This window comes from Erwinia sp. TECH1 (assembly GCF_054057575.1).
Window position 1 is genome coordinate 2,731,982 of sequence record NZ_JBSRZK010000001.1, and the last position, 19,171, is coordinate 2,751,152.

General features: G+C 55.8%; 27 protein-coding genes. 1 reads left to right on the forward strand and 26 read right to left on the reverse strand.

Annotation, left to right across the window (positions count from 1 at the left end; translation table 11 throughout):
* Nucleotide 1 precedes the first annotated feature (1 nt).
* The 15 genes from ACVWZ0_RS12775 to ACVWZ0_RS12845 all read right to left on the reverse strand — a co-directional run bounded on the left by ACVWZ0_RS12775 (nucleotide 2) and on the right by ACVWZ0_RS12845 (nucleotide 12,373).
* On the reverse strand, nucleotides 2–3,286 hold the full coding sequence (locus tag ACVWZ0_RS12775; protein ID WP_253453627.1) for a phage tail tape measure protein: 3,285 nt from the start codon (nucleotides 3,284–3,286) through the stop codon (nucleotides 2–4).
* A gap of 22 nt (nucleotides 3,287–3,308) precedes the next feature.
* Nucleotides 3,309–3,578 carry a phage tail assembly protein T gene (locus ACVWZ0_RS12780; RefSeq protein WP_253453624.1) on the reverse strand — a complete coding sequence of 90 codons (270 nt, stop codon included), beginning with the start codon at nucleotides 3,576–3,578 and terminating at the stop codon, nucleotides 3,309–3,311.
* 23 nt (nucleotides 3,579–3,601) lie between these two features.
* Nucleotides 3,602–3,994, reverse strand: a complete 393-nt coding sequence (locus tag ACVWZ0_RS12785) for a phage tail assembly chaperone (RefSeq protein WP_253453621.1) — start codon at nucleotides 3,992–3,994, stop codon at nucleotides 3,602–3,604.
* Nucleotides 3,995–4,043: 49 nt separating this feature from the next.
* Nucleotides 4,044–4,499, reverse strand: coding sequence for a phage tail tube protein (locus ACVWZ0_RS12790; protein ID WP_253453618.1), 456 nt, complete (start codon nucleotides 4,497–4,499; stop codon nucleotides 4,044–4,046).
* 48 nt (nucleotides 4,500–4,547) lie between these two features.
* Nucleotides 4,548–4,877 carry a DUF3168 domain-containing protein gene (locus ACVWZ0_RS12795; protein ID WP_253453615.1) on the reverse strand — a complete coding sequence of 110 codons (330 nt, stop codon included), beginning with the start codon at nucleotides 4,875–4,877 and terminating at the stop codon, nucleotides 4,548–4,550.
* Nucleotides 4,874–5,323, reverse strand: coding sequence for an HK97-gp10 family putative phage morphogenesis protein (locus tag ACVWZ0_RS12800; protein ID WP_253453613.1), 450 nt, complete (start codon nucleotides 5,321–5,323; stop codon nucleotides 4,874–4,876). Before ACVWZ0_RS12800 ends, ACVWZ0_RS12795 begins: the two co-directional genes overlap by 4 nt.
* Entirely contained in the window at nucleotides 5,320–5,646 is a 327-nt protein-coding gene (locus tag ACVWZ0_RS12805) for a phage head closure protein (RefSeq protein ID WP_253453611.1), read from the reverse strand. The genes ACVWZ0_RS12800 and ACVWZ0_RS12805 overlap by 4 nt, the downstream gene beginning before the upstream one ends.
* Before the next feature lie 11 nt (nucleotides 5,647–5,657).
* On the reverse strand, nucleotides 5,658–5,984 hold the full coding sequence (locus ACVWZ0_RS12810) for a head-tail connector protein (RefSeq protein WP_253453608.1): 327 nt from the start codon (nucleotides 5,982–5,984) through the stop codon (nucleotides 5,658–5,660).
* 9 nt (nucleotides 5,985–5,993) lie between these two features.
* Nucleotides 5,994–6,176 carry a DUF7210 family protein gene (locus ACVWZ0_RS12815; protein WP_253453605.1) on the reverse strand — a complete coding sequence of 61 codons (183 nt, stop codon included), beginning with the start codon at nucleotides 6,174–6,176 and terminating at the stop codon, nucleotides 5,994–5,996.
* 47 nt (nucleotides 6,177–6,223) lie between these two features.
* On the reverse strand, nucleotides 6,224–7,441 hold the full coding sequence (locus tag ACVWZ0_RS12820; RefSeq protein ID WP_253453602.1) for a phage major capsid protein: 1,218 nt from the start codon (nucleotides 7,439–7,441) through the stop codon (nucleotides 6,224–6,226).
* A gap of 9 nt (nucleotides 7,442–7,450) precedes the next feature.
* Nucleotides 7,451–8,299: a head maturation protease, ClpP-related gene (locus ACVWZ0_RS12825; RefSeq protein WP_253453599.1), complete on the reverse strand. Its 849-nt coding sequence runs from the start codon at nucleotides 8,297–8,299 to the stop codon at nucleotides 7,451–7,453.
* Between the two features lie 11 nt (nucleotides 8,300–8,310).
* On the reverse strand, nucleotides 8,311–9,615 hold the full coding sequence (locus ACVWZ0_RS12830; protein ID WP_253453596.1) for a phage portal protein: 1,305 nt from the start codon (nucleotides 9,613–9,615) through the stop codon (nucleotides 8,311–8,313).
* On the reverse strand, nucleotides 9,615–11,345 hold the full coding sequence (locus tag ACVWZ0_RS12835; RefSeq protein ID WP_253453593.1) for a terminase large subunit: 1,731 nt from the start codon (nucleotides 11,343–11,345) through the stop codon (nucleotides 9,615–9,617). The genes ACVWZ0_RS12830 and ACVWZ0_RS12835 overlap by 1 nt, the downstream gene beginning before the upstream one ends.
* Nucleotides 11,345–11,818, reverse strand: coding sequence for a phage terminase small subunit P27 family (locus ACVWZ0_RS12840; protein WP_253453590.1), 474 nt, complete (start codon nucleotides 11,816–11,818; stop codon nucleotides 11,345–11,347). The genes ACVWZ0_RS12835 and ACVWZ0_RS12840 overlap by 1 nt, the downstream gene beginning before the upstream one ends.
* Before the next feature lie 174 nt (nucleotides 11,819–11,992).
* Nucleotides 11,993–12,373, reverse strand: a complete 381-nt coding sequence (locus tag ACVWZ0_RS12845; RefSeq protein ID WP_253453587.1) for an HNH endonuclease — start codon at nucleotides 12,371–12,373, stop codon at nucleotides 11,993–11,995.
* Nucleotides 12,374–12,381: 8 nt separating this feature from the next.
* On the opposite strand from ACVWZ0_RS12845, the gene ACVWZ0_RS12850 reads away from it, so the two are divergent.
* Nucleotides 12,382–12,747 (forward strand): hypothetical protein, encoded by a 366-nt coding sequence (locus ACVWZ0_RS12850; RefSeq protein ID WP_456784154.1) that lies wholly within the window; start codon nucleotides 12,382–12,384, stop codon nucleotides 12,745–12,747.
* A gap of 326 nt (nucleotides 12,748–13,073) precedes the next feature.
* Here the strand turns inward: ACVWZ0_RS12850 and ACVWZ0_RS12855 are convergent, their stop codons facing one another.
* The 11 genes from ACVWZ0_RS12855 to ACVWZ0_RS12905 form a co-directional block, all read right to left on the reverse strand.
* The gene (locus ACVWZ0_RS12855; RefSeq protein ID WP_253453581.1) at nucleotides 13,074–13,997 is read right to left on the reverse strand and encodes a hypothetical protein; all 924 of its coding nucleotides are present in this window, start codon (nucleotides 13,995–13,997) and stop codon (nucleotides 13,074–13,076) included.
* Nucleotides 13,998–14,035: 38 nt separating this feature from the next.
* Nucleotides 14,036–14,263, reverse strand: a complete 228-nt coding sequence (locus ACVWZ0_RS12860; protein WP_253453578.1) for a hypothetical protein — start codon at nucleotides 14,261–14,263, stop codon at nucleotides 14,036–14,038.
* A gap of 106 nt (nucleotides 14,264–14,369) precedes the next feature.
* Nucleotides 14,370–14,855, reverse strand: coding sequence for a GIY-YIG nuclease family protein (locus tag ACVWZ0_RS12865; RefSeq protein WP_253453575.1), 486 nt, complete (start codon nucleotides 14,853–14,855; stop codon nucleotides 14,370–14,372).
* 183 nt (nucleotides 14,856–15,038) lie between these two features.
* The gene (gene lysC / locus ACVWZ0_RS12870) at nucleotides 15,039–15,317 is read right to left on the reverse strand and encodes an Rz1-like lysis system protein LysC (RefSeq protein ID WP_437177821.1); all 279 of its coding nucleotides are present in this window, start codon (nucleotides 15,315–15,317) and stop codon (nucleotides 15,039–15,041) included.
* Nucleotides 15,214–15,648: an Rz lytic protein gene (locus ACVWZ0_RS12875; RefSeq protein ID WP_253460945.1), complete on the reverse strand. Its 435-nt coding sequence runs from the start codon at nucleotides 15,646–15,648 to the stop codon at nucleotides 15,214–15,216. The genes lysC and ACVWZ0_RS12875 overlap by 104 nt, the downstream gene beginning before the upstream one ends.
* A complete protein-coding gene (locus tag ACVWZ0_RS12880; protein WP_253460942.1) occupies nucleotides 15,645–16,082 on the reverse strand; it encodes a lysozyme in 438 nt (145 codons plus the stop codon). Before ACVWZ0_RS12880 ends, ACVWZ0_RS12875 begins: the two co-directional genes overlap by 4 nt.
* A complete protein-coding gene (locus ACVWZ0_RS12885; RefSeq protein ID WP_371419667.1) occupies nucleotides 16,069–16,428 on the reverse strand; it encodes a phage holin, lambda family in 360 nt (119 codons plus the stop codon). Before ACVWZ0_RS12885 ends, ACVWZ0_RS12880 begins: the two co-directional genes overlap by 14 nt.
* 498 nt (nucleotides 16,429–16,926) lie before the next feature.
* Complete coding sequence (locus ACVWZ0_RS12890; RefSeq protein WP_253460939.1) at nucleotides 16,927–17,316, reverse strand: hypothetical protein; 390 nt, start codon at nucleotides 17,314–17,316, stop codon at nucleotides 16,927–16,929.
* Nucleotides 17,317–17,527: 211 nt separating this feature from the next.
* Nucleotides 17,528–18,142: a hypothetical protein gene (locus ACVWZ0_RS12895; protein ID WP_253460937.1), complete on the reverse strand. Its 615-nt coding sequence runs from the start codon at nucleotides 18,140–18,142 to the stop codon at nucleotides 17,528–17,530.
* Nucleotides 18,139–18,735 carry a recombination protein NinG gene (locus ACVWZ0_RS12900; protein WP_253460934.1) on the reverse strand — a complete coding sequence of 199 codons (597 nt, stop codon included), beginning with the start codon at nucleotides 18,733–18,735 and terminating at the stop codon, nucleotides 18,139–18,141. Before ACVWZ0_RS12900 ends, ACVWZ0_RS12895 begins: the two co-directional genes overlap by 4 nt.
* Nucleotides 18,735–19,163, reverse strand: coding sequence for a hypothetical protein (locus ACVWZ0_RS12905; RefSeq protein ID WP_301289692.1), 429 nt, complete (start codon nucleotides 19,161–19,163; stop codon nucleotides 18,735–18,737). Before ACVWZ0_RS12905 ends, ACVWZ0_RS12900 begins: the two co-directional genes overlap by 1 nt.
* Between the last annotated feature and the right edge of the window lie 8 nt (nucleotides 19,164–19,171).

Genomic DNA, 19,171 nt, shown 5'->3' on the forward strand with positions numbered 1-19,171 from the left:
ATTAACTCCTGTAAAGCAGCCCGCCGGGCGACATTTCTTTCCTCAGCCTGTCGGTAACGGTGGTCTGAACGATGGCCTGTAATTGCTTCGCCGTGCTGGCTGTGCTGGCGCTGCTGACGCTTCCGGCTCCGCTGTCCTGCATAATCGTGACAGGTGCATTAACCTGAATACCGCCCATGCCGTTACCGGTAGCCGCATTTACGCCGGAGGAAAAAGCGTTGATGCCCGCCGTGCCGCCTACCACGCCCCCGCTGGCATAGCCTTTCATCATGCTGTACAGGTTGGATACGCCGATCCGGTCAGTGGCTTCTTTGGTGAAGACGAATTCCCCCCGGTGCACAATACCGGCCGGATCGAATTTCCCACCGGCACCGGTAAATCCGCCGCCGTCATAGGCACTGAAGCTGGTCGGCATTCCCATCGCGCCGGTACCACCCGCTGCCCCTGCCGCACCCGTAGCGGCACCGCCGATACCGCTTGCCAGCCCGCCAAATATACCGGACAGAGCAGATCCGCCCGCCGACTGAAGCGAGTTCACAATCGCCATCTGTAGCGCCACTTTGGAAATCATCTGCAGAACAGACAGCCCCCAGCTTTTCCAGTCGGCCTTACTCCCTGCCAGTCCTGCCGCCATGTTATCCAGCGCGCTGTCCATGGTAGAGGTAATCCCCTGCGAAACCGTGCCGGAGATATTGCTGGCGCTTTCGAGCCAGTTTTCATAGCCGCGGGCAGCGCCATTCAGCCAGCTGGATTCTGCAGCAGCGGTCGCCTGGTACTTTTTATCCAGCGCATCCAGTGCTGCATTACGCGCCGCAATGGCTTCTGCGCCTTTGTCGGTTTTATCAAAGACGCGTTCAACCTGTTGTTGTTCTCCGAAGCGATTGCGCTGCCGATCGCCCATGCCAGCAGTGGTTGTCGTTAACGTGGCGTCATCACGGTATTTGCGCGCGGCGTCGGTCAGGTCTTTCAGTGCTTCGGTCTGCTCGCGCTGCTTTTTAACGTTCGCGTCCGCTTTCTGCGTCCACGTTTCAAGCTCGACCGAAGATGCACGAATTGCCTTTCGCTGTTCGTCCGTCCATTTAACACCGGCCTGATGCGACGCGGCATAGAGCTCGGAGGCTTTCTCCCCGTCCGTGGCGCGCACCCGTTGCACTTCCACAGCCACGCTGAGATCGGCCATTTTTCGGGAATACTGCTCTGCCGTCTGCGCAGCCTCACGCGCTGCTTTCTTCTGGGCGTTGGTTGCGGCGGTGTCGTCCTTTTTAGCCTGGGCTGATTCGGCATCCTTTTTCGCCGCCTGGTCTTTGTTATAAACGTACTGCGTATACAGCGCGCCGGTAAGCTTCAGATCGTCGGCTTCATACTGATGCTGGGCGTGCAGTTTTTGCAGTCCTGAAAGGCTGGCCAGCTCGTTATCACGACGCGCTTTTTCGAGTGCAGTCGTCTGCTGAGGTGTGGCCTTTGCCAGTGAAACAACCGGCCCGGCATACTGCGGCGGCGTGGCGCTCCCAGTGGCGCTCATTGAGCGATTGAGGAGATCGTAAGCGCCTTTCAAAATCGAAACGGCACCCGCCTGCTCAATGGCTTTTTTCGTAGCCAGCTCGCTGGCGTCATTCACCAGCTTTTGCGTGGCTTCGACTTTGGCCGCTGCCTGCTCACGCTGGTAATCCAGCCTGCTGAGCTGATCGGTGGCTTCCTGCTGCCGTTTCGTCAGCTCTTCTGCCGTCATCAGATTATTGATGCGCGCCAGCCAGGGGTGCTCATCGTACTGCTTTTCCATGTCCTGCATACCGCGAAGACTGTCGCGCGTTCTGCGGATCTGCTCGTCGATATCAGCCAGGTCTTTTTTCTGCGCATCCAGCGATCCGCGCGCGTCGGCAGAGGTTGATCGCAGGCCGGCTACCGACATTTTTTGCAGCTTGCCGTTAATGGCATCAAGGCTGTCAGCGAAACCCACGGCCTCGTTATGCACCTGCTCCATGTGCTGAGATACGCCGTAGAGCGCGGTGCCTGCGGCGATGATGACGCCAGGCCAGCCGCCAAGGATCCCCAGCACGCCGCCGCCAAGCCGTGACATCACTGATGCCGTTTCCGTCAGGCGTCCGGCTGCCGCACTCCTGCTGGCAATGGACGCGTTAAGCCCGGCCTGGGCGGCCGTCAGCTGACGTTCTGCCGCAATCTGCGCCTCTATGCCTGATGCCGCCGCCCTTGCCTGTTGAGCGCGGTAAACAGCCTGCCTCGCCGTGGCAACGCTTACCTGCGTGCCGCGAACCTGCGCTTCTGCCAGCGCAACCTCGGCGGCCGTATTGGAGATAACTGAAGCGGTCGCCGTGGTAACGCTGGAAACCATGTTTCCGAAATATCTGGCCACGCCCAGGCCGACCAGCGCGCCTGCCACATTGGCAACGGTATCAATGTTTTTCGCCAGGCCATCCAGCACGCCGGACAGAGAGGACGACGCGCCCACGGCATTGTTAGCGCCACCGACCCACTGCATAAAGGCGTTTTCCACCTTCTGAGCCGATCCGCTGATGGAGGCCGGAAGCGTGTCGAACTCCTTGCGCAGCTGCTCAACGTTGGTCAGCAGCGGCACAATTTTATCGGTGGTCAGCTGACCATTGTTGGCCATGTTGCGCAGGCCGCCGATCGTGGTGTGCAGGCCGTCGGCCAGAAACTTAGCCAGCCGCCCGCCGCTTTCCATAATGGCGTTGAATTCTTCCCCCCGCAGTACGCCCGATCCCAGCGCCTGGCTGAGCTGGGTAATAACCGAACTGGCCTCTTCCGTGCTTGCGCCCGAAAGCTTCAGCGATGTGGCCACGGTTTCTGTGACTTTTGCCACGTCCGCAGACGCATAGCCCGCATCGCGAAGGGATGAAGCAATACGGCTGTAAAGGTTGGCGTTGGCTTCAAACGAGGTACCGGTGCGCTGGCTGATGGTCATCAGCGTTTGCTGTGAATTCGCAAAATCATCCGCTGAAGTCGACGCCAGCCGCAGGCGACCGCTGAGCTGGTTCCACGTGTCCGCATAATGGATTAGCTGACTGGTAGCAAAGGCGCCAGCGAAGGCGCCCGCCATACCGGTTGCGGTAGAGCGGACGGACGCCAGCTGAGAGTTAAGCTCGCCCAGCGATCGCTGCGTTTCCCGCGTCGCGGCAGCTGCCCGACGACCGCCCTGCTCCATCGTTTTGTAGTAATCAGAGCCCATCCGCGACGCGCGCGCAATCTCGGACTGAAACGAGCTGGAATTTGCCGAAATCTTGATAATAAGTTCGCGCAGCGTAGCCATAAATCACCCTGTTTGTGTTGCGCTAACCGGACAGCGCAGCAAAGAAATCTTCAAGCCCGCCACTTTCCTCGACCGGATCGGGCTCGCGCCACTGGAGCAGAACGTCTTCCATTTTGACCTTCGCCCCCTGCGAGTTAAGAACGGCGGTGGCGATCTGGGCGGCCTGAATGTCGCCGCGCCGGTCGCTGATGGGGTTCACCCTGTCGTATTCAATCCACATCCGGAGTTCGCTGGCGGTCAGCGTCTCTTTCAGCTCATGGAGGGTACGCCCCAGCCGCAGCGCCAGCGTCATCAGAAAGAAAGTGCCGGGCTCTTTTACTTTGCCTCTGCGGCCGCCTGCGACGTGCTCAGGTCAAGCGCCTGCTTAAGCAGCCGGGCATGTACCGGGCCATAGATATTTTCAATAAGCGGCTTATCTTCGGCGGTAAACACCGGCATATCTTCTTCATCGAGCAGCACGTCGATAAACAGCACCACGTCGGCGCTTTTGTTGCGCAGCGCGCGCTCGGCGGCAGTGAGTGTTTCCGGCTCGCCTTCCGGATTGGGGTTAATTATCTGCTGCCATTCCAGCCAGGCCTGGCCCGACGGCTCGCGCAGTTTTACGCTGGTGTTTTCCCATTCGGGAACGGTGATAACCTTGCTGCGAAATCCGGCCATAGGCGCCAGCGCCAGCGCGCGTAAGGGGTTGGTTGATGCCTTCTTTGCCATTTTATTACTCTCTGACTGATGCGGGAGAAAGCGGCCTGAGCCGCCGTTATTATGCTGCTGCCGGCGCCGGGACTATCGCCACAGGCTTGCCCTTCACGCGCAGCGTAAACGACGCGGTGACCACGCCCGCAGTGGACAGGCTCCAGCTGTTCTGGCGTACTTCGGCCAGGAAGGCATAGCCGTTACCCGACGGGAAAATCACCTGAAACGCGTGTACCGCATCTGTTTCATAGGCGGTGCGCAGCGTGCTCTGCCCGACCTCATCCGCTGACCAGTTACCGGACAGCGTTACCTCGCCGGGCGCGGCCAGACCGTTCGTCATCTCCTGCTCGGTGGAGCACAGCGTGGTGGTTTCGATATCGGACTTCTGGCCGCCGGTATAGCTCAGCTCCTTGGTGGAGCAGTTGATACTCTGCCAGGTGGCGCCGGTCGGGTTGGCTTCCGTGGCCGCATCGGCGGAAACGTTGATTTTCGTTCCCTGCGTTTTTTCATACTTTGAGGACATGGTTATCTCCGGATAGTAAAAAGCCGCCCGGAGGCGGCCTGTTCGGGGTTAATCCCAGATTTGAACTTCGAGCGTGGCGCGGTAAAGCGACGTTTCAGGCTCATAGTCGTTTAGTTCATTAAGTGAGACGGGGCTGAGCGGCGCGATCGCCGTGCGAAGCTGGCTGCGGATCGCCCGCGCTTCATCAACGGATTGCGCCCAGGCATCAATTTGCAGCGTACTGGCCGTTTCGGCCTGACCGCAAAACACATCGCCGGATACGGCCGTGGGCAACAGGAAAACCACCCACGGCGCGGCGGTGCCGGAAGGCGCAACGTAAGGAAATACGTTCCCGCCCGCCAGGCTGCCAATCAGGGGATAAATATCGGCCTCCGTCATTTCGACAATACCTCATCAATGGCCTGATTCATTCGCGCCAGCGCCACGCGCGAGGCTTCTTCCTGCCTGACGTCGAAAGCCGGACGCACAAAAGGATGTGCCGCCATCTTTGAGGTGCCCATTTCCACAAACCGCCAGTAGAAGGCGTTACGCGGGTTACTGGCCTTCATGGTGTTATCACTGTTGCCGGTGTTGGGATTCACGCCCCGGATGTGCACGCCGGAAGAGATTTCCCCCCGGCGCCGCGCTTTTTGCGTCATCACAACAACGTTTTTCTTCAGCTTTCCGGTCTGCACGGGCGCTTTGGCAATGACTTCATCACGCAGCACACCGGCGCCGGCGCGCGTGGCGTCACGCAGCACCTTGTTATTTTCCGCCCGGCTGAGCGTTTCCAGGTCTCTGGCGATATCCGTCAGGCCGGAGAAATCCAGAAGTGTATCAATCACTTTTTCACCCCCTTCTCACAAAGCAGCTCCAGCCGGGTACCGTTTTCGGCGGTGATGGCTGATTTGATGTCGTAGACCTCACCGGTGCCGGTCGGCGGATTGTGCACCACGCGCCAGCCGGTTGAGATAGCCTCGCGCAGATTGTTGCGGATCCAGATGCGGGTGGTGGTACCGGAAAGCTCGGCACCGGCGTTCAGCAGCTCACGCCCGGACACGTCGGCTATGGAAGCCCGGCAGCTTGCCACATTTTCCCAGCCGGTAGCGGGCTGGCCGGACGGCAGGCGGCCGCTGGCGGGTTTTTGCAGCGTCACCCGGTAACGCATCGGTCCCGCCCTCATACGCCATAAATCCGGTAGGGCTGAAGGAACGCTTCAACCGCGAAATCCGGCGTGGCCACGCTGACGCCGGTCACCACCGCTTCGCGGTTGGCATACCAGTGCGCAATCAGCATCAGCATGGCGGTTTCAATGTCCTCGCCGTACAGCAGCGCGTCCGGATCGGCCAGATAAAGAGGATCGACGGAATCTTCGTAAAGCGTGCGGCGGGTAGAATTTTCCACGTACCGCGCCGCCGCCTTTATGCGCGCCGCCAGCCAGGCATCATCCTCGGTAAAGTCCTGCTCGATGTTGCAGTGATGCTTTACCTGATCAACGGTCAGCATAATCACTCCTTACTTCGTTTTCGCCTTGCCTTTGGCGCTGCCGTCGTCACCGGACTCTTTTTTCGCGCCCGGCTCCTCGGCATAGCCCCGCTGGATAAGCTCGCGCCCGTGCTGCTCCAGCGTTTCAAACGTGGTGCCCTCGGTCAGTACCTCGCCCTGGTGATAGATGGGCTTGATGGATCGCAGTTTCATGGCTGTTTCCTCATTGCACTGGCGGCCTGCGGGCCGCCATCAGGGGGTTATGCGCCAGCGGCTGCCGGTGCGGTAAAGGTGCCGTAGATAAACGCCTCGGGGCGCTTGACGGCCAGCGCCAGACGCTCCTCACAGCGGATAGAAATCATGTTCTTCTCGAAGTCGTCGGCGTTCTCGGTGGAGATAACCACGTTGGCGTCTTCACGGTCGAACAGCTGCGCGGCGGCATTGAAGGCGCCGGTAAGGAACTTGCCCTGGAACGCGGCGGCCTCGGTGGCCACAACTGGCAGGCCCCACAGCGTCGGCCCGGTCAGCGCGGACGGGTTCGCCAGGATATAGCGGCCCAGCGTGTCTTTGGTCAGCTCGATCTTCGCCCAGTCGATGAAGTGCAGAACGTGGCCGGACGCCGGGAAGCGCGCCAGCTGCGCCTGAAGCATCGCCAGGCGCAAATCGTCGATACCGTTCTGCTGCTCAACGCTGAACGCAGCCTTAAACGCGGATGCCTGCGGCACTATGCCTTTCAGGTGCGCACCGGTGCCGTCACCGAACAGAATCTCCTGCTCTTCGACATACTTCAGGCCATAGCGCATCTCCGCATCAACGGTGGACTGCAGCTGTGCGAAGTCGTCCAGAATCTGCTTGGACGCCTTGAACATGTGGGCGATGGTGGTTACCGGCGTGATCTGCGTGGCGAATTCGATATCGCTGTATGGCTTGGTCGTCCCCTCCGGCACGACGGCGGCCTTATTGGTAAAGCCGGTCTGCTGTACCCAGAAGATGGCCGGCGCGCTGGTGCGGCCCGGTGCGATGAGGTCGCGAATAAACAGGCGCTGTTTCGGGGCGGTGTCGATACCCGGCTGGCGCTGAGGCTCAACCACGCCATCAGCGACGCCGGTTGACAGCAGCGCAGCATTAACCGGCACGCTGACGCGCTTGCCCCCTTCCACGCTGGCGGCGAACGCCTTGAGGGCTTCTGAGCTGATCACGGTATGACCCACGGACTCGACGACCTTTTTCGCGTTTGCCAGCGGCATGTTAGCAACATGCTGCTCAAGCTCGCCCAGAGAAGCCTTCAGGGTTTTATTCGCTTCGTTCAGCGCGTTGAACTCGGTGGCAATCTTGTCCACTGCGTCCTTGGTCTGGGCAGAGAGCTGGCCGGAGTTTTTCGCCTCTTTCAGCGCGTCTTCGGCCTTCTGGCTGAAGGTGCCGGAAACTTCTTCCAGCTTGGCGGAGACTTTTTTCAGTAACTCGTTTACATCTGACATGGTGATTCCTTATTTGCCGAACGCGGCCAGCGCGTTTTGAAGTTGTGTAATATTTTCAGGATTGATTTCGTCGGTAGCGCCCGGCATACCTTCAGGACTGGCAGCAGCGCCTGGCTTGCTGCCGGATAAAGCTTTAAGCAGTTTTCGACGCTCGGATCGCGGCGTGTCGGTCTTTGCCAGCAACGCATCAAGCTTGCGCAGCGCGGCGGCCGGACTGTCGTCGTCGTCCGCGATTTCATCAGCGGACAGCAGGCGATCGGCAAAGCCTTTTTCAACGGCATCACTGCCGCCGATATAGGTTTCGGCATTCATCATCGCCTCAATGGTTTCAGAATCCAGTCCGGTTCTGGCGCCGTAAATATCATTCATGGCCTTATCGAAAGGCTCCATATCCGCTGCGACCTGCGCCAGGTCGTGACGGTTGCCCATCGCATAAACCCAGCAGTTGTGGATCATCAGGAAAGCGCCGCGTCCGATTTGCACGTCGTCGCCGGCCATCGCGATGATGGAGGCAGCAGACGCCGCCAGGCCCATCACCTTTACCGTAACCCGGCCTTTGTACTCGCGCAGCAGGTTATAAATCGCCAGGCCTTCAAACATATCGCCGCCCGGCGAGTTGATATTGACGGTGACGTCCGCGCCGTTCATCGAGCGCAGCGCCCCGGCAATGCGGCTGGCCGTTACGCCGTCGCCCCAGTAATCGGCGCCAATTACGTCAAAAACAGAGATGCTGTTGTCGTCAGCGTTTGCGGCCCTGATGCCGCCGTTCCAGCGTTCCATCGCGGCGGACGGCAAATCCCGTTTTGAGAGTGCAGAAGGCCGCCCCGCCGGTGCTTCCGGAAGGCTTTTCAGTGTCATGGGATTAGCTCCTAAGCCGCCTGTTTCAGCGGGGATTGCTCAAAAGGTATGTCGGGGAAAATATGGTTATGCAGTTTCCGCAGCTGTGCGGCCTGAGCGGCCTGGCCGTTGGCTTTCAAATCCTCCAGCGGCGTCAGGTTCAGCTGGACGGTGTAAAGCTCGCCACCTTCAATCGGCGGCATGTTCTCAAGGCGGCGCACGTCATTGCGTGACATCCAGCCGTTCTGCAGCGCCGTCGTGTAGTACGCGGCGCGTCCGGCGCTGTCGGCACGCAGCAGGCCTTCAACGGAAAATTCCGCGAAAAGGTCTTCGTCACCGTCCAGCAGGCAGCGCGAAATCTCCTGCTCAATGTTTACCAGCAGCGGGCGCAGCGTGTTGGTCAGAAACTGGAGGTTCATGCCCTCAACGCTTGACGCCCAGCTACTCTGCTTATCGGCATGGCCGACCATAAACGGCGGCACGCGGAACCAGCGGCAGATTTCCTCAATGCTGAATGCGCGCGATTCCAGCATCTGGGCGGCTTCGGGATTCATGGTGACGTTCTGATATTTCAGCCCGCCTTCCAGTACCATAATCTTTCCGGCGTTTTTGGATCCGGTGAACGCCTGCATATAGCCGCGTAACCTCTCGCGCTGGTCTTTATCCAGCGCCTGCTCTGCTGACAGAAATCCGGAGCTTTGCAGCCCGTTCTCAAATATCTTGGCCGCCGACTCCTCAACAGCCATTGCGGAGCCGATCACGTCACGCCCGGCCATCATCGGCATCATGCCGCAGACGCCATCCAGGCCAAAGCCGCGAATGTGCATCAGGTTTTTTACCGGAATGACGCGCTGCGTCTGCACCTCGGTATAGGTGTATTCCAGATTGCCGTTATCCAGCCGCTTTACGACCATGTTCTGCGGCAGCAGCGGCACCAGCGACACCATACGATTGCCGATCATCTTTTTTTCGACAAACGCATTGCCGCGCAGGCAGATGCTGGCAACCACCATCAGCATGAAACGCGACGGCGTCATTTCCATATTCGGGCGGCGGCACAGCACCTGATAGGCCGGGTGCGACGTGGCTGGCTTGCGTGATCCGTCCGGCTGGCGCTCGTAAATCTTCAGCGGTAGCGTGGAAACGGACTCGCTCAGCAGCCGGACGCAGGCCCAGACGGCGGACAGGTGCATCGCTTTGTCAGTCGATACCACCTTTCCGCTGCTGCTCATGCCCATCCATTCCTGCCAGAACGTACCGGTAGTCAGTCCGATCGGTACGCCCAGCCAGTTCAGCAGCGCGCTTTTCACCTTGCCGGGCTGTTTGTTCTCTTTCATCAGAAACCTACCATTATCGGATTATCAAAGAAGCCGCTTAAGTCCTGCGGCTCTTCTCCGCCGTTGAGGATCAGACGACTGAGCCCGGTAAACATGGCGACCGGGCCGTCTATTTTTGCCTCTGGCGTCGATTTATTGGGAAACACGTTGTCGTTTTTGTCGGTCTTTGCGGTAACGTTGCTCATCATCCAGGTCATGACCGGATGATTGTTGTGGTGCAGGCGCCCGGCGTAGGCCAGCGCCTCCGTTTCCTTCATGGCTTCGGACAGATTGCGCACCGTCTGCGCCACCTCCACCATCGGCACGCCCTCTTCCGCCAGTGAGAGGCTGAATTGCGTTGCACCCCACGGGTCAAAACCGATTTCCCGCAGGTTTTCACCGGCGATCCACTTCAGCAGGTCTTCTTTGATAACGGCGTGATCCACAACGTCACCGTCCGTCAGCGTCAGGTGGCCGCTGTCGCGCCATTTCTGGTACAGCTCGGCCATCTGTCGGGAGCAGCGATCCAGACGCCCCTCAGGGAGCCAGAACATAAAGTCTGCATGCACGTGCCCCGCTGGCGCCCGCCAGACTTTCACCGCCGCGCAGATATCAATCTTGTTTGCCAGATCCACGCCGACCCACATCGGGTACGTCTTAAGCTCGTGCACCGGCGCCAGCGGCGCGCATTCTTCCCACTTCACCATATCCATCCAGGCCGACTCGGCGCTGACCCAGATATTCAGGTGCTTGGTGAAAAAGTTGTTGCGGGCGGAAACCTGCTCCTGTGCCTTTTTCGCCAGCCGGCGCAGATCGTCCCAGCGCTTACAGATGCCCAGGCCCGGATTGGCCTTCTGCCACACTTTTTCGTCGAAAGGCTCGTCGCCCTCGTCCAGGGTAAAGATGATCCCGAAAAAGGTGTCGTCATCCACCACGCCGCTCAGTACCTTCACCGCGTAATCGCGCAGCTCGTAACAGATGCCCTCACGGTTAAAGCCTGCGGTGGTAATGGCAAACAGCAGGGACTGCGAACGGGCGCCGGTTGCGGTTTCCAGCACGTCCCACACGTCGCGGGTGCGGTGCGCGTGCAGCTCATCAACGATCGCGCAGTGGATATTCAGGCCGTCGAGGTTATTGGCATCGCTGGAGAGCGGCTCAAACTTTGAGGCGGTGCGCTCCTGAAAAATTGCCAGCTTATTGTAATCGAACAGCCTGCCCAGCGCGGCGCGGGACTGCTTAATCATGTTCACGGCGTCGTTAAAAACGATACGCGCCTGGTCGCGCGTGGTGGCGGCGGAATACACTTCGGCCCCGCCTTCCCCGTCGGCACCAGCCATATACAGGCCGATGCCGGAGGACAGCGTTGATTTAGCATTTTTACGCGCCACCTCGTTATAAGCCGTGCGGAAACGGCGCACCATTACCGGCTTGCCCTTACTGTTCAGCACCTGCTCACCCGTCAGCTCGTTTATCTGCGGCACGACGAAGCCAAAAATGTTAATCAGGATAAAGATGTGCCAGTCCATCAGGTCAATCGGCTTACCGGCCAGATCGCCTTTGACGTGCGGCACAAATTTATAAAAATTGAGGATGTGCTGCGCGCGGCTTTCGCTGAAGAAAACGTTGCGCTGTTCGCCGACCTGCAGATCGTCCAGGAACCGGGCGCAGGCCTGCTTCACATATTTGCACGCAACGATTTCGCCGCTTATCACGCGCTCGGCGTAGCGGATACCGTCTGCAACCTTTGCCATCAGTCCCTCGCTTTCAGGAATTCTTCCAGCGGATCGACTTTATCGGGACCACCAGCATTAACTTTGCTTCGCGATGCCGGGGTCATACCGAACTCTGACAGCATGGCGCGAATGCGCTTCCAGGCATCTGACTTCATTGCTGCGGCCGGATGCGCTTTTATCATCACGTCGCCGGTTTGTGTCTCCACCCGATACGTATAACCTTCCGTATCGAGCGTTGCGCAATGGCGGCGATATTCGGTATAGGCTTCTATCAGCAGCTCAAGCGCTTTTCCGTCGAGCTGAGTAAGCACGCCGATACCGTCAAGATCCTGAGCAATCTGCTGGAACCAGTACTTGCCCATTTTGTCGAGATGCTTCGGAGTATTGGGTACCCCTTTCTCTGGCTTAGGTTCGTTCTGGTTTACCGGTCGCTTGGATGGGTTCCCCCTCACCAAAACCAGGTGTGACGGGGTTTTCGGTGGTCCTGACATGGGGGAAACTCCACTGAGAGGGTACATCGGGGGTACCCATAAAAAAGTTTTCTAACCTGCGGCGATGCGAGAAAAACTTAGGCGGCGGTCCTTTGGGGCGCAGGCTCTGAACTCCTGGCCCGCCCTCCCCCTTGGTCGCCTTGATGAGAATGACTCTCATTTGATGTCATTTCTTTACATTTCAGCAGGTTGCTGATGGGTACCCTGACGACTTCTTTCGGTTGCCGTCTTGGCTTTATGACACGGCCAGCACAATGATTGCAGGTTGCTGTCGTCGTCTGTCCCACCGTGGGCTTTAGGTTTGATATGGTCAACGGTAGATGCGGGTACAGGCTTGCCCTTCTTCAGGCATTGCTGGCAGATGTGCCGGTCACGTTTCAGGATGCGGGCGCGGATGATGTCCCACTTACTGCCATATCCTCTCTGGTGTCTGCTCTGTCCGCGCTGGTGCTGTTGCCAGCCTTCGTTGCGATGGTTATCACAGTATCCAGAGCGATCGGTTGTTGTCTTGGGGCAGCCAAGCTTACGGCATGCGCGAGGTATAGCTGATGGCATAATGCACCTTGAAACATAATCAGATAATTCCTGATATAATGCGTTTTCTTACAAACAACTATCTAGAGAAAGAAATGCAAATTAAACCGCAAAGTGTAAATGCTGTGTTGGAAATGCTCATTGATGCTTATCCTATGATTACACAACCCGAGGATTGGCAAGAGTTAGAGGACTGCTTATCGGGACACGAGGAAGTGATGGCCGTAATCGTGTACCTTCAAGATAAGAAGCTGATAGAAAGTAATTTAAAATTCACTGCATCAGGGTCAGGAATGCCATGGCAGGGCGAATTAAAAAACATTCGTGTAAATGCAGCCGGGCATGATTTTTATAACGGAAATCAGCCAACTGGTGGCAATATCCGTAGAAGCTGAGATTAAATAAGCTGAACAATCTGTTTATATCGATCTAAAGCAGGTTGTTCATGATGTGCCCTAAACTAAGAACTCCATTTGGTTATTGCAACTAACGCCCGGCCTTTCTTCGCTCTTATCCATATTTTAAGAGGCGCGGTGAACCCTATCTTCCCTGTCTCATCATGCGCTGGTGCGTTAACAGCAGGCTTTGATGGTGAATCCGACCAGCACACCTCAGAGAAGCCGGGCCAGCTTACAACGGTCATATAAGCGTTATTGGTGCCATCGGTGATCTGGATGTATTCGCTATCGGTGAGCGTAATTGTCTCGGTCGCCATCGTTCGTTATGCCTCGTACTCAATGCGCGTCATGTATCTCTCGCCCCAGTGAGTAGTAGCAAACGGGACGGTTACCGATGCGGCACCGTTAAATGGAATAGTGGTGTTGGTGTTGTCGCTGAAATAAATCTTGATGCCGCTGGCGTTGCCGTCTCTCTGGACAGTTACCGATGATGCCGGGCGCGTTAGCGTTGAGGTGGACTCAGTGACGATCGGTGACGTGGCGTAGGGGTAGTTGCCCATCTCTATCATGCCCAGGCCAGCCGGAAACGTTACGCCGTCATCGCTCGCTTTAACGAACCAGGAGAACACGTAATTACCAGCGGCCACGTTTGCGCTCTGTGTGAGCCACAAAGACGGTTGCCCGTTGCTGGCTTCTGCATTGCGCCCCAACCAGATACGCACCCGGCTGGAGTCAGTCACCCTTGCAGCTGCGGCCATACGCTGCCATTTGCTGGTGAGGTTGTATCGGGCCAGCGGCACTATCTGAGCGCCGCCTACGTCCTGGCTTACCATGTAGCTCGACGCTGCCACCGGCAGGCGGCCAATCGCTTTACCGTCCGGCGCACCAGTCTGGTCTACCACAATCGAGAACGTGCCGGACTTCTGCACGTTGGTGCTTTCCGCAATGGCGCGCCCGTTCACCTGAATATTCGTTGATGCTGGTTCCGGCTGATGCCTGCCGATCGCCACGCCGTCGCGGTATTCGAGAGGCCAGACGTTAGCAGTAGAGGTCGCCAGCTTGCCTGATTCGTCCCAGTAGAGATGGGCCGGGCCGTTATAGGAGATGCGGCTGTCGAGGTTAAGTGCGGTCAGGTCGATAGCCTTAATGCCAGCCTTTAACGCCTTGCCAAGACTCAGCGCGCCCGGCACCCAGATACCGCGGAATGACTTTGCCCCGATTACCGGAGCATTCGGGGTTGTGATCATGTTTGTTCCAATAAAAAACCGCCCGGAGGCGGCTTAGTTTATTTTTCTTTGCTTATAGCTGCTTCTATTGCATCGGCAAGCTTATCGATACTTTTGGCTACGCCATCTAATGCATCTTGAACTCTTGTTGGATTTGTATTGGCTGAAGACGCACTCACGCAGGCCTCCGCAATTTGGAGAGCAGCTTGAACGACTGCAAGCCTCTGTTTCTCTTCAGAAGTTACAGCCTTGGAACCCAATCCACTAGCATAATAACCTTCTAGCATAACAACCTCCTTCTTATAATGGAGGTTACACATTAGCGTTAAGAATGTTCTTAGTGAAGCAAAATTAACCATCATCAGGCGCACTCGTAAATGCGCCTTGTGATGGTTACCGACTCACCAACAAATTACCGGGATAAGATGCCAACTCAGCAATTTGGTCATCCCTTAAGCTGAACCACTCACCATGAGCCCTGAAGCTGTCATACTTTTGGTGAAGCTCAGTTTCCAAGCATCTGTTGGCCAGTATCTTAGCTATCAGTTTGAGTCTCGCTCCGCTCATGTTTGATAATTCAGACACGCGCTTCTCAACTCTTGTGCTGAAGCCTATTTTTGTAAGCCCACTATCTTTTGCATGAAGAACGTAAACATGAGGAGCCCCTGTCGCCCTTTCTTTATTTGCTGCCATGAGGTCAAACATGAACCCCTGGCGAAGCAGAGCATCAAAAAACCCCGCGTTAACGCACCCCGACTCTCTTAACTCTTCTGATAGTTTTTCAATCTCATACAGCACTTCCATTTCTCCGCTTTTAGTGCGGAGGAACTCTGAATAAAGCCGCCCTATTCTTGATGTTCTTTCGACAAAGTTTTTCAATGCGTCTTACCTTTTAGTGAATAAGCCTCGTTGCCCAGATAACCGTCCACAGAGAAGCCGCCGCTTATAACGGTTATCTCCGAAGCTGATCCCTGAAAGGCTCTGTGTGGTTAATGCGCCGGGCATGGCGCGGTGAAATGCATATAAAAAAAGCCCCGCAGGTGCGAGGCTGATAGTGCTCTGTCAGAAGACAGGAATCTTCTTGGGGTTTGTCATGCGAGCTGATTCAATACTGCGGATAGCAGCCCGGTCGATATTGGCCTGCCCCAGCAATCCGTACAGCTCTGCGGACAACTCCACCGCTTGGCCGAACGTCATATTGTCCGGCACCGGCGGCACGTCAATCGGGCTGGTTAACTCAGTGGGAAGCGGTAGATTTGGCTGGCTGATTGTCCGGTACTCTACCAGCGGTTTTTGCTGCGTCGCGCAACCGGTCAGCAGCGCCAGCGGGAACAGCAGCAACAGCGCACTTGTCCGCCGCAAGGTAACGTTTAATTTCACTCTGGAGCTTCCTGTTTTGCTGTGCTGTTTCTGCCCGTTGCTCAACTACCTGAGACATGACGGCGCTTTGCTTATTCACTGCTGTGACCAGGTCATTCACTGAGGATGCCAGGCCATCGTTTTTAGAGCGCAGATCGTTAATCTGATCGTCTTTACTGTTTGCCAGCTTTTCGAGGCGGTCATTTGTGGCCGTCAGCTGAGAGTTGCGGGCATTCAGCCCCCACAGGCAGACGCAGATGAGGCCGATCACGATGAGATGCGAATAATTCCGGATAAAGCCGATAATTTTCATGTGATGAACAGCTCCCTTTCTCGCTTACGGCGCGGCAGAAGCAGATCCGCAAACTGGCCGGCACGTTTCCACTGCAAAAACTGGTCAGCGGCGCCCGCGTAGTCCTTCACGTTGAGCTTTTTCAGCAGCGTGGAATTAACGAAGGCTGTCCGGCCAACGTTGAAAACGAAGCTACACAATGCGTCGTACTGGTTCTGCGTCAGCGGCACTTTCACATTGCCGTTAATGGCTGACTCTACCCAGGCCAGATCGCCTAACAGCAGGCTTGTCGACTGGGCTGGCGTGATTGTCATCCCTTTTGCGATCGGCTTACCGTCCACAGTGCCGGTATGGCCCACACCGATAGTCCAGACGCCAACAGAGTCGGGATACGCCAGAAGCCTCTCACCCTCTTCACGCTTGATAAATGCAATGCCTGAATTACTGAGTTTCATCCGCGCCTCCAAATTTCCGATCGGTAAGCTTCTTGAACCGGAACGAGATGTAATCGACACCGATGAAGCCGATAAGGATTGCCGCCACCCAGGCGAAGTCGTCCCCGACATTCCAGCCGAAGATAGAAATGATCACCTGCAAGGTTGGCTTGACGAAAAAGGCGAACATACTGCACATAGCGGCATCCATTAAGCGGCGCGGCCATGTGTCTTTACCGAAATACGAAGCCCTGAGTAGAGCCATAGCCCCGGCCAGTGCCGCGTATCCTGATTCACTCTTATGGGCATAAAGCCAGGCTATCAGGCTTGCCCAGTAGCCCGGATCTTTATCTGGCATACGTTTCATTTCCACCCCCGAATACGGGGACTCGCTTTAGGATTTGATGAGGTTGTGAGCTGAGCGAGTCCGGTTAAACTTCCCAATGTCACCTGAGAAATCTTCCCGCTGTGCGTCAGTCACCGATCCAAATCCATGTAAAAAGCGCTCCACCCCTGTCACATGGGGAAATCTTGAGTGGGCGCAAAAGAAAAAGGCCGCTCTGTGGCGACCTTGGATTGTTCATTTTTCAACTACTGAAGATTTTGCAGTAGTTCGATTTGGTGTGTGGTGGTCGGCGCTGAAATCCGACTCAGGGTTGTAGCAAGCCCCGCAAAGCGCGCACTACTGTAGTTGCGGCCCATCAGCCTGCGCATTCACCACAACGGCCAAGAGTATTGCGTCGCCAAACGGTTAGAGGCTAGTCGCCGCCAATATCAATGCCCTTGCCATTGTGCAGATTTTTGGCATTAAAAAAGCCACCCGGAGGCAGCCTCAAAATTCATTGTAACGCCTAATAAATGCGGATCAGTAAGTATCAATGATAATGTTGCTGTAAATTGGCTTCTGGTTACTATCGAAAAGATGAACCTGGGTAGGATAGTCGGTTTTAAAAATATTCATTGCGAGATAATTACCATTATCACATGAGAATAATCTCACCATCTGCTGCACCCCCTGAGAATTTACCTCTGGCCCCCTCTCGCTGACTTGCAAACATCTGCTGATCGCCCCTTTATCTAATGAATATATCAAAGACTCTTTTGCCAGTGTCATGGACAATCGACCATCTTGAGTAACGGCAGAATCATGAGACTGCTGACTGCCTTGATTACGGGTTTGTTCAGAAGAATGAGAGCTACAGGAGGAAACCATCATAACAGCGGAAGTAATAGAGATTAATAACGAACGGTTCATCTTCGACCTTTAAATCACAAAGAAAATATTCCTTATAATACAACTAACAACCACCAATGTGCTCACTTATTCTTTATTTAATGGCAAAAAGCCCCAGCGGTTAGGCCGGGGCTTTCTTTAATTCTGTTGCTCAACTACTTGTGTCACGAGCATATCAGAAAAGTACCAGGCTCACGTCTCGTTTTCAAGTTAATTTTGCGATATTTTGCATTTAAGCTGCAATTTTGTGAGTTTTCCCATTCATTTCGTGCATTATCGAGTGATATACGGATGCCTCAAGCAGCTCTCGGCACCACCTGATGCGCTTCCTGCTGGATTCAACATGTATACCAGTCAGCCGCGACAGCTCTTTCGCAATATCTTGCGAGCATTTGCGCTCGCAGTAGTGCTTAATAGCCACATGCCGGATCGGATTATCTGGCGCGAATATCTGGGCGATAATGGATTCTACGAGGTCGGCATCTTCCTGTTCGTTGGCGCGGTCGAGAAGATTGCTGACTGAGTTTTGTGGATTGATAATCTGCTGGGCCTTCAGGAAAAGCTCATTCCCCTTGTAGCCCTGCTTATGCAGGTTATCGACCACTTCCATAATCCGGGCTGACTCGCGGTCGTTCCACTCCTTGCGAACCATCAGGCGGCCGATGACGCTGGTTTTCCCGCTGTCTGGTCCGACGCTGCCGCCGTACTTTTCGCCCCATACATCAAGCAGGCATCTCACCCAGGCGGATTGCAGTGGAGTAATGAGCTTTACCGGCTTTAGGTATCGCTTCTTCAGATCTGATTTGCGCATCACCTGTGCGAGTTGTGCGAGTGCGTCACTATTCATGCTGCTGCCTCTCTTTGTTTAATCAGCTCTCTGGTTTTCTGCCGGTAATGTTTCGCCAGCTCTTGCAGCTCTTCACGCGTCCACTTCTTAAGCTCGTGCGGCCCTATAAGGCGATCGAAAGCAGCCTGGCCGATTTTAGTAATCAGCCGTGACTTGTATTCACCAATATTGCCGGACAGGTAAGAGTTGCAGTGCTCGCACTGAAGATGGCAGTTGCTTTCGTCGTAACGGGTTTCTTTACTGGCGCCTACCGTGCGGTAGTGACCGGCATTCATCTTCGCGCCTGTGTTGCGATCGCAACTGATACAGGGCTGCCCGGCATCTCGGGTGCGGATGAATTCGTTGAAGGCTTTTTGAGCTTGCTTATGGAAGTAACTAAGGGGTTGTACTGCTAACTTGCGGATTTTAATGCTTCGTCTTTCCTGCTGCGCTTCGTCTTTCTTTTTTTTCTCTCGGTCTGCCTCCCTTTTCTGAAGAGCGAATCGCGCTCCGTGTTCAGGGCAACACCACCAGGTTCTGAAATCCTGATAGTGAAACCATTCACGACATATTTTACAGCGCCGTCGTTTTGGCTTATTGGCGGTTGCCTTCATTATGCGACCTGCTTTTTCCTGAGTTGATTATATTCGCTGTCAGCCGGAACGGTCAGCCTGCACCCGACATTGAGCGCCCATGCTTCTACCTGCGACAGGTAATGATGCATTTCGCCAGTGTCCAGGTCGGCCGTGTGCCTTAGCGTCTGTACCTGAGTTCGTCCACCAGTTACCACGTCGACCATCACGCGCTCTTCGTAACCCAGATAGGTGTGTTTCATAGCATCCTTGACCCATTCAGGAGATGCAAAGGGCTTACCGCGCTTAATCAAATAAGCGCTCAGCTCTGCGTACCACAAGTGTTGTAGGGAGTTCTGAGGGATACTGCGTTGATCACGCCATTCTGTGATTTTGATGCGCCAGCGTTTGCCGGAAGAGACGAGGTCGAAGATGTGTTTGGTAAACTGCCCCAGGGTGGATTTGTGCAAACAAAAAT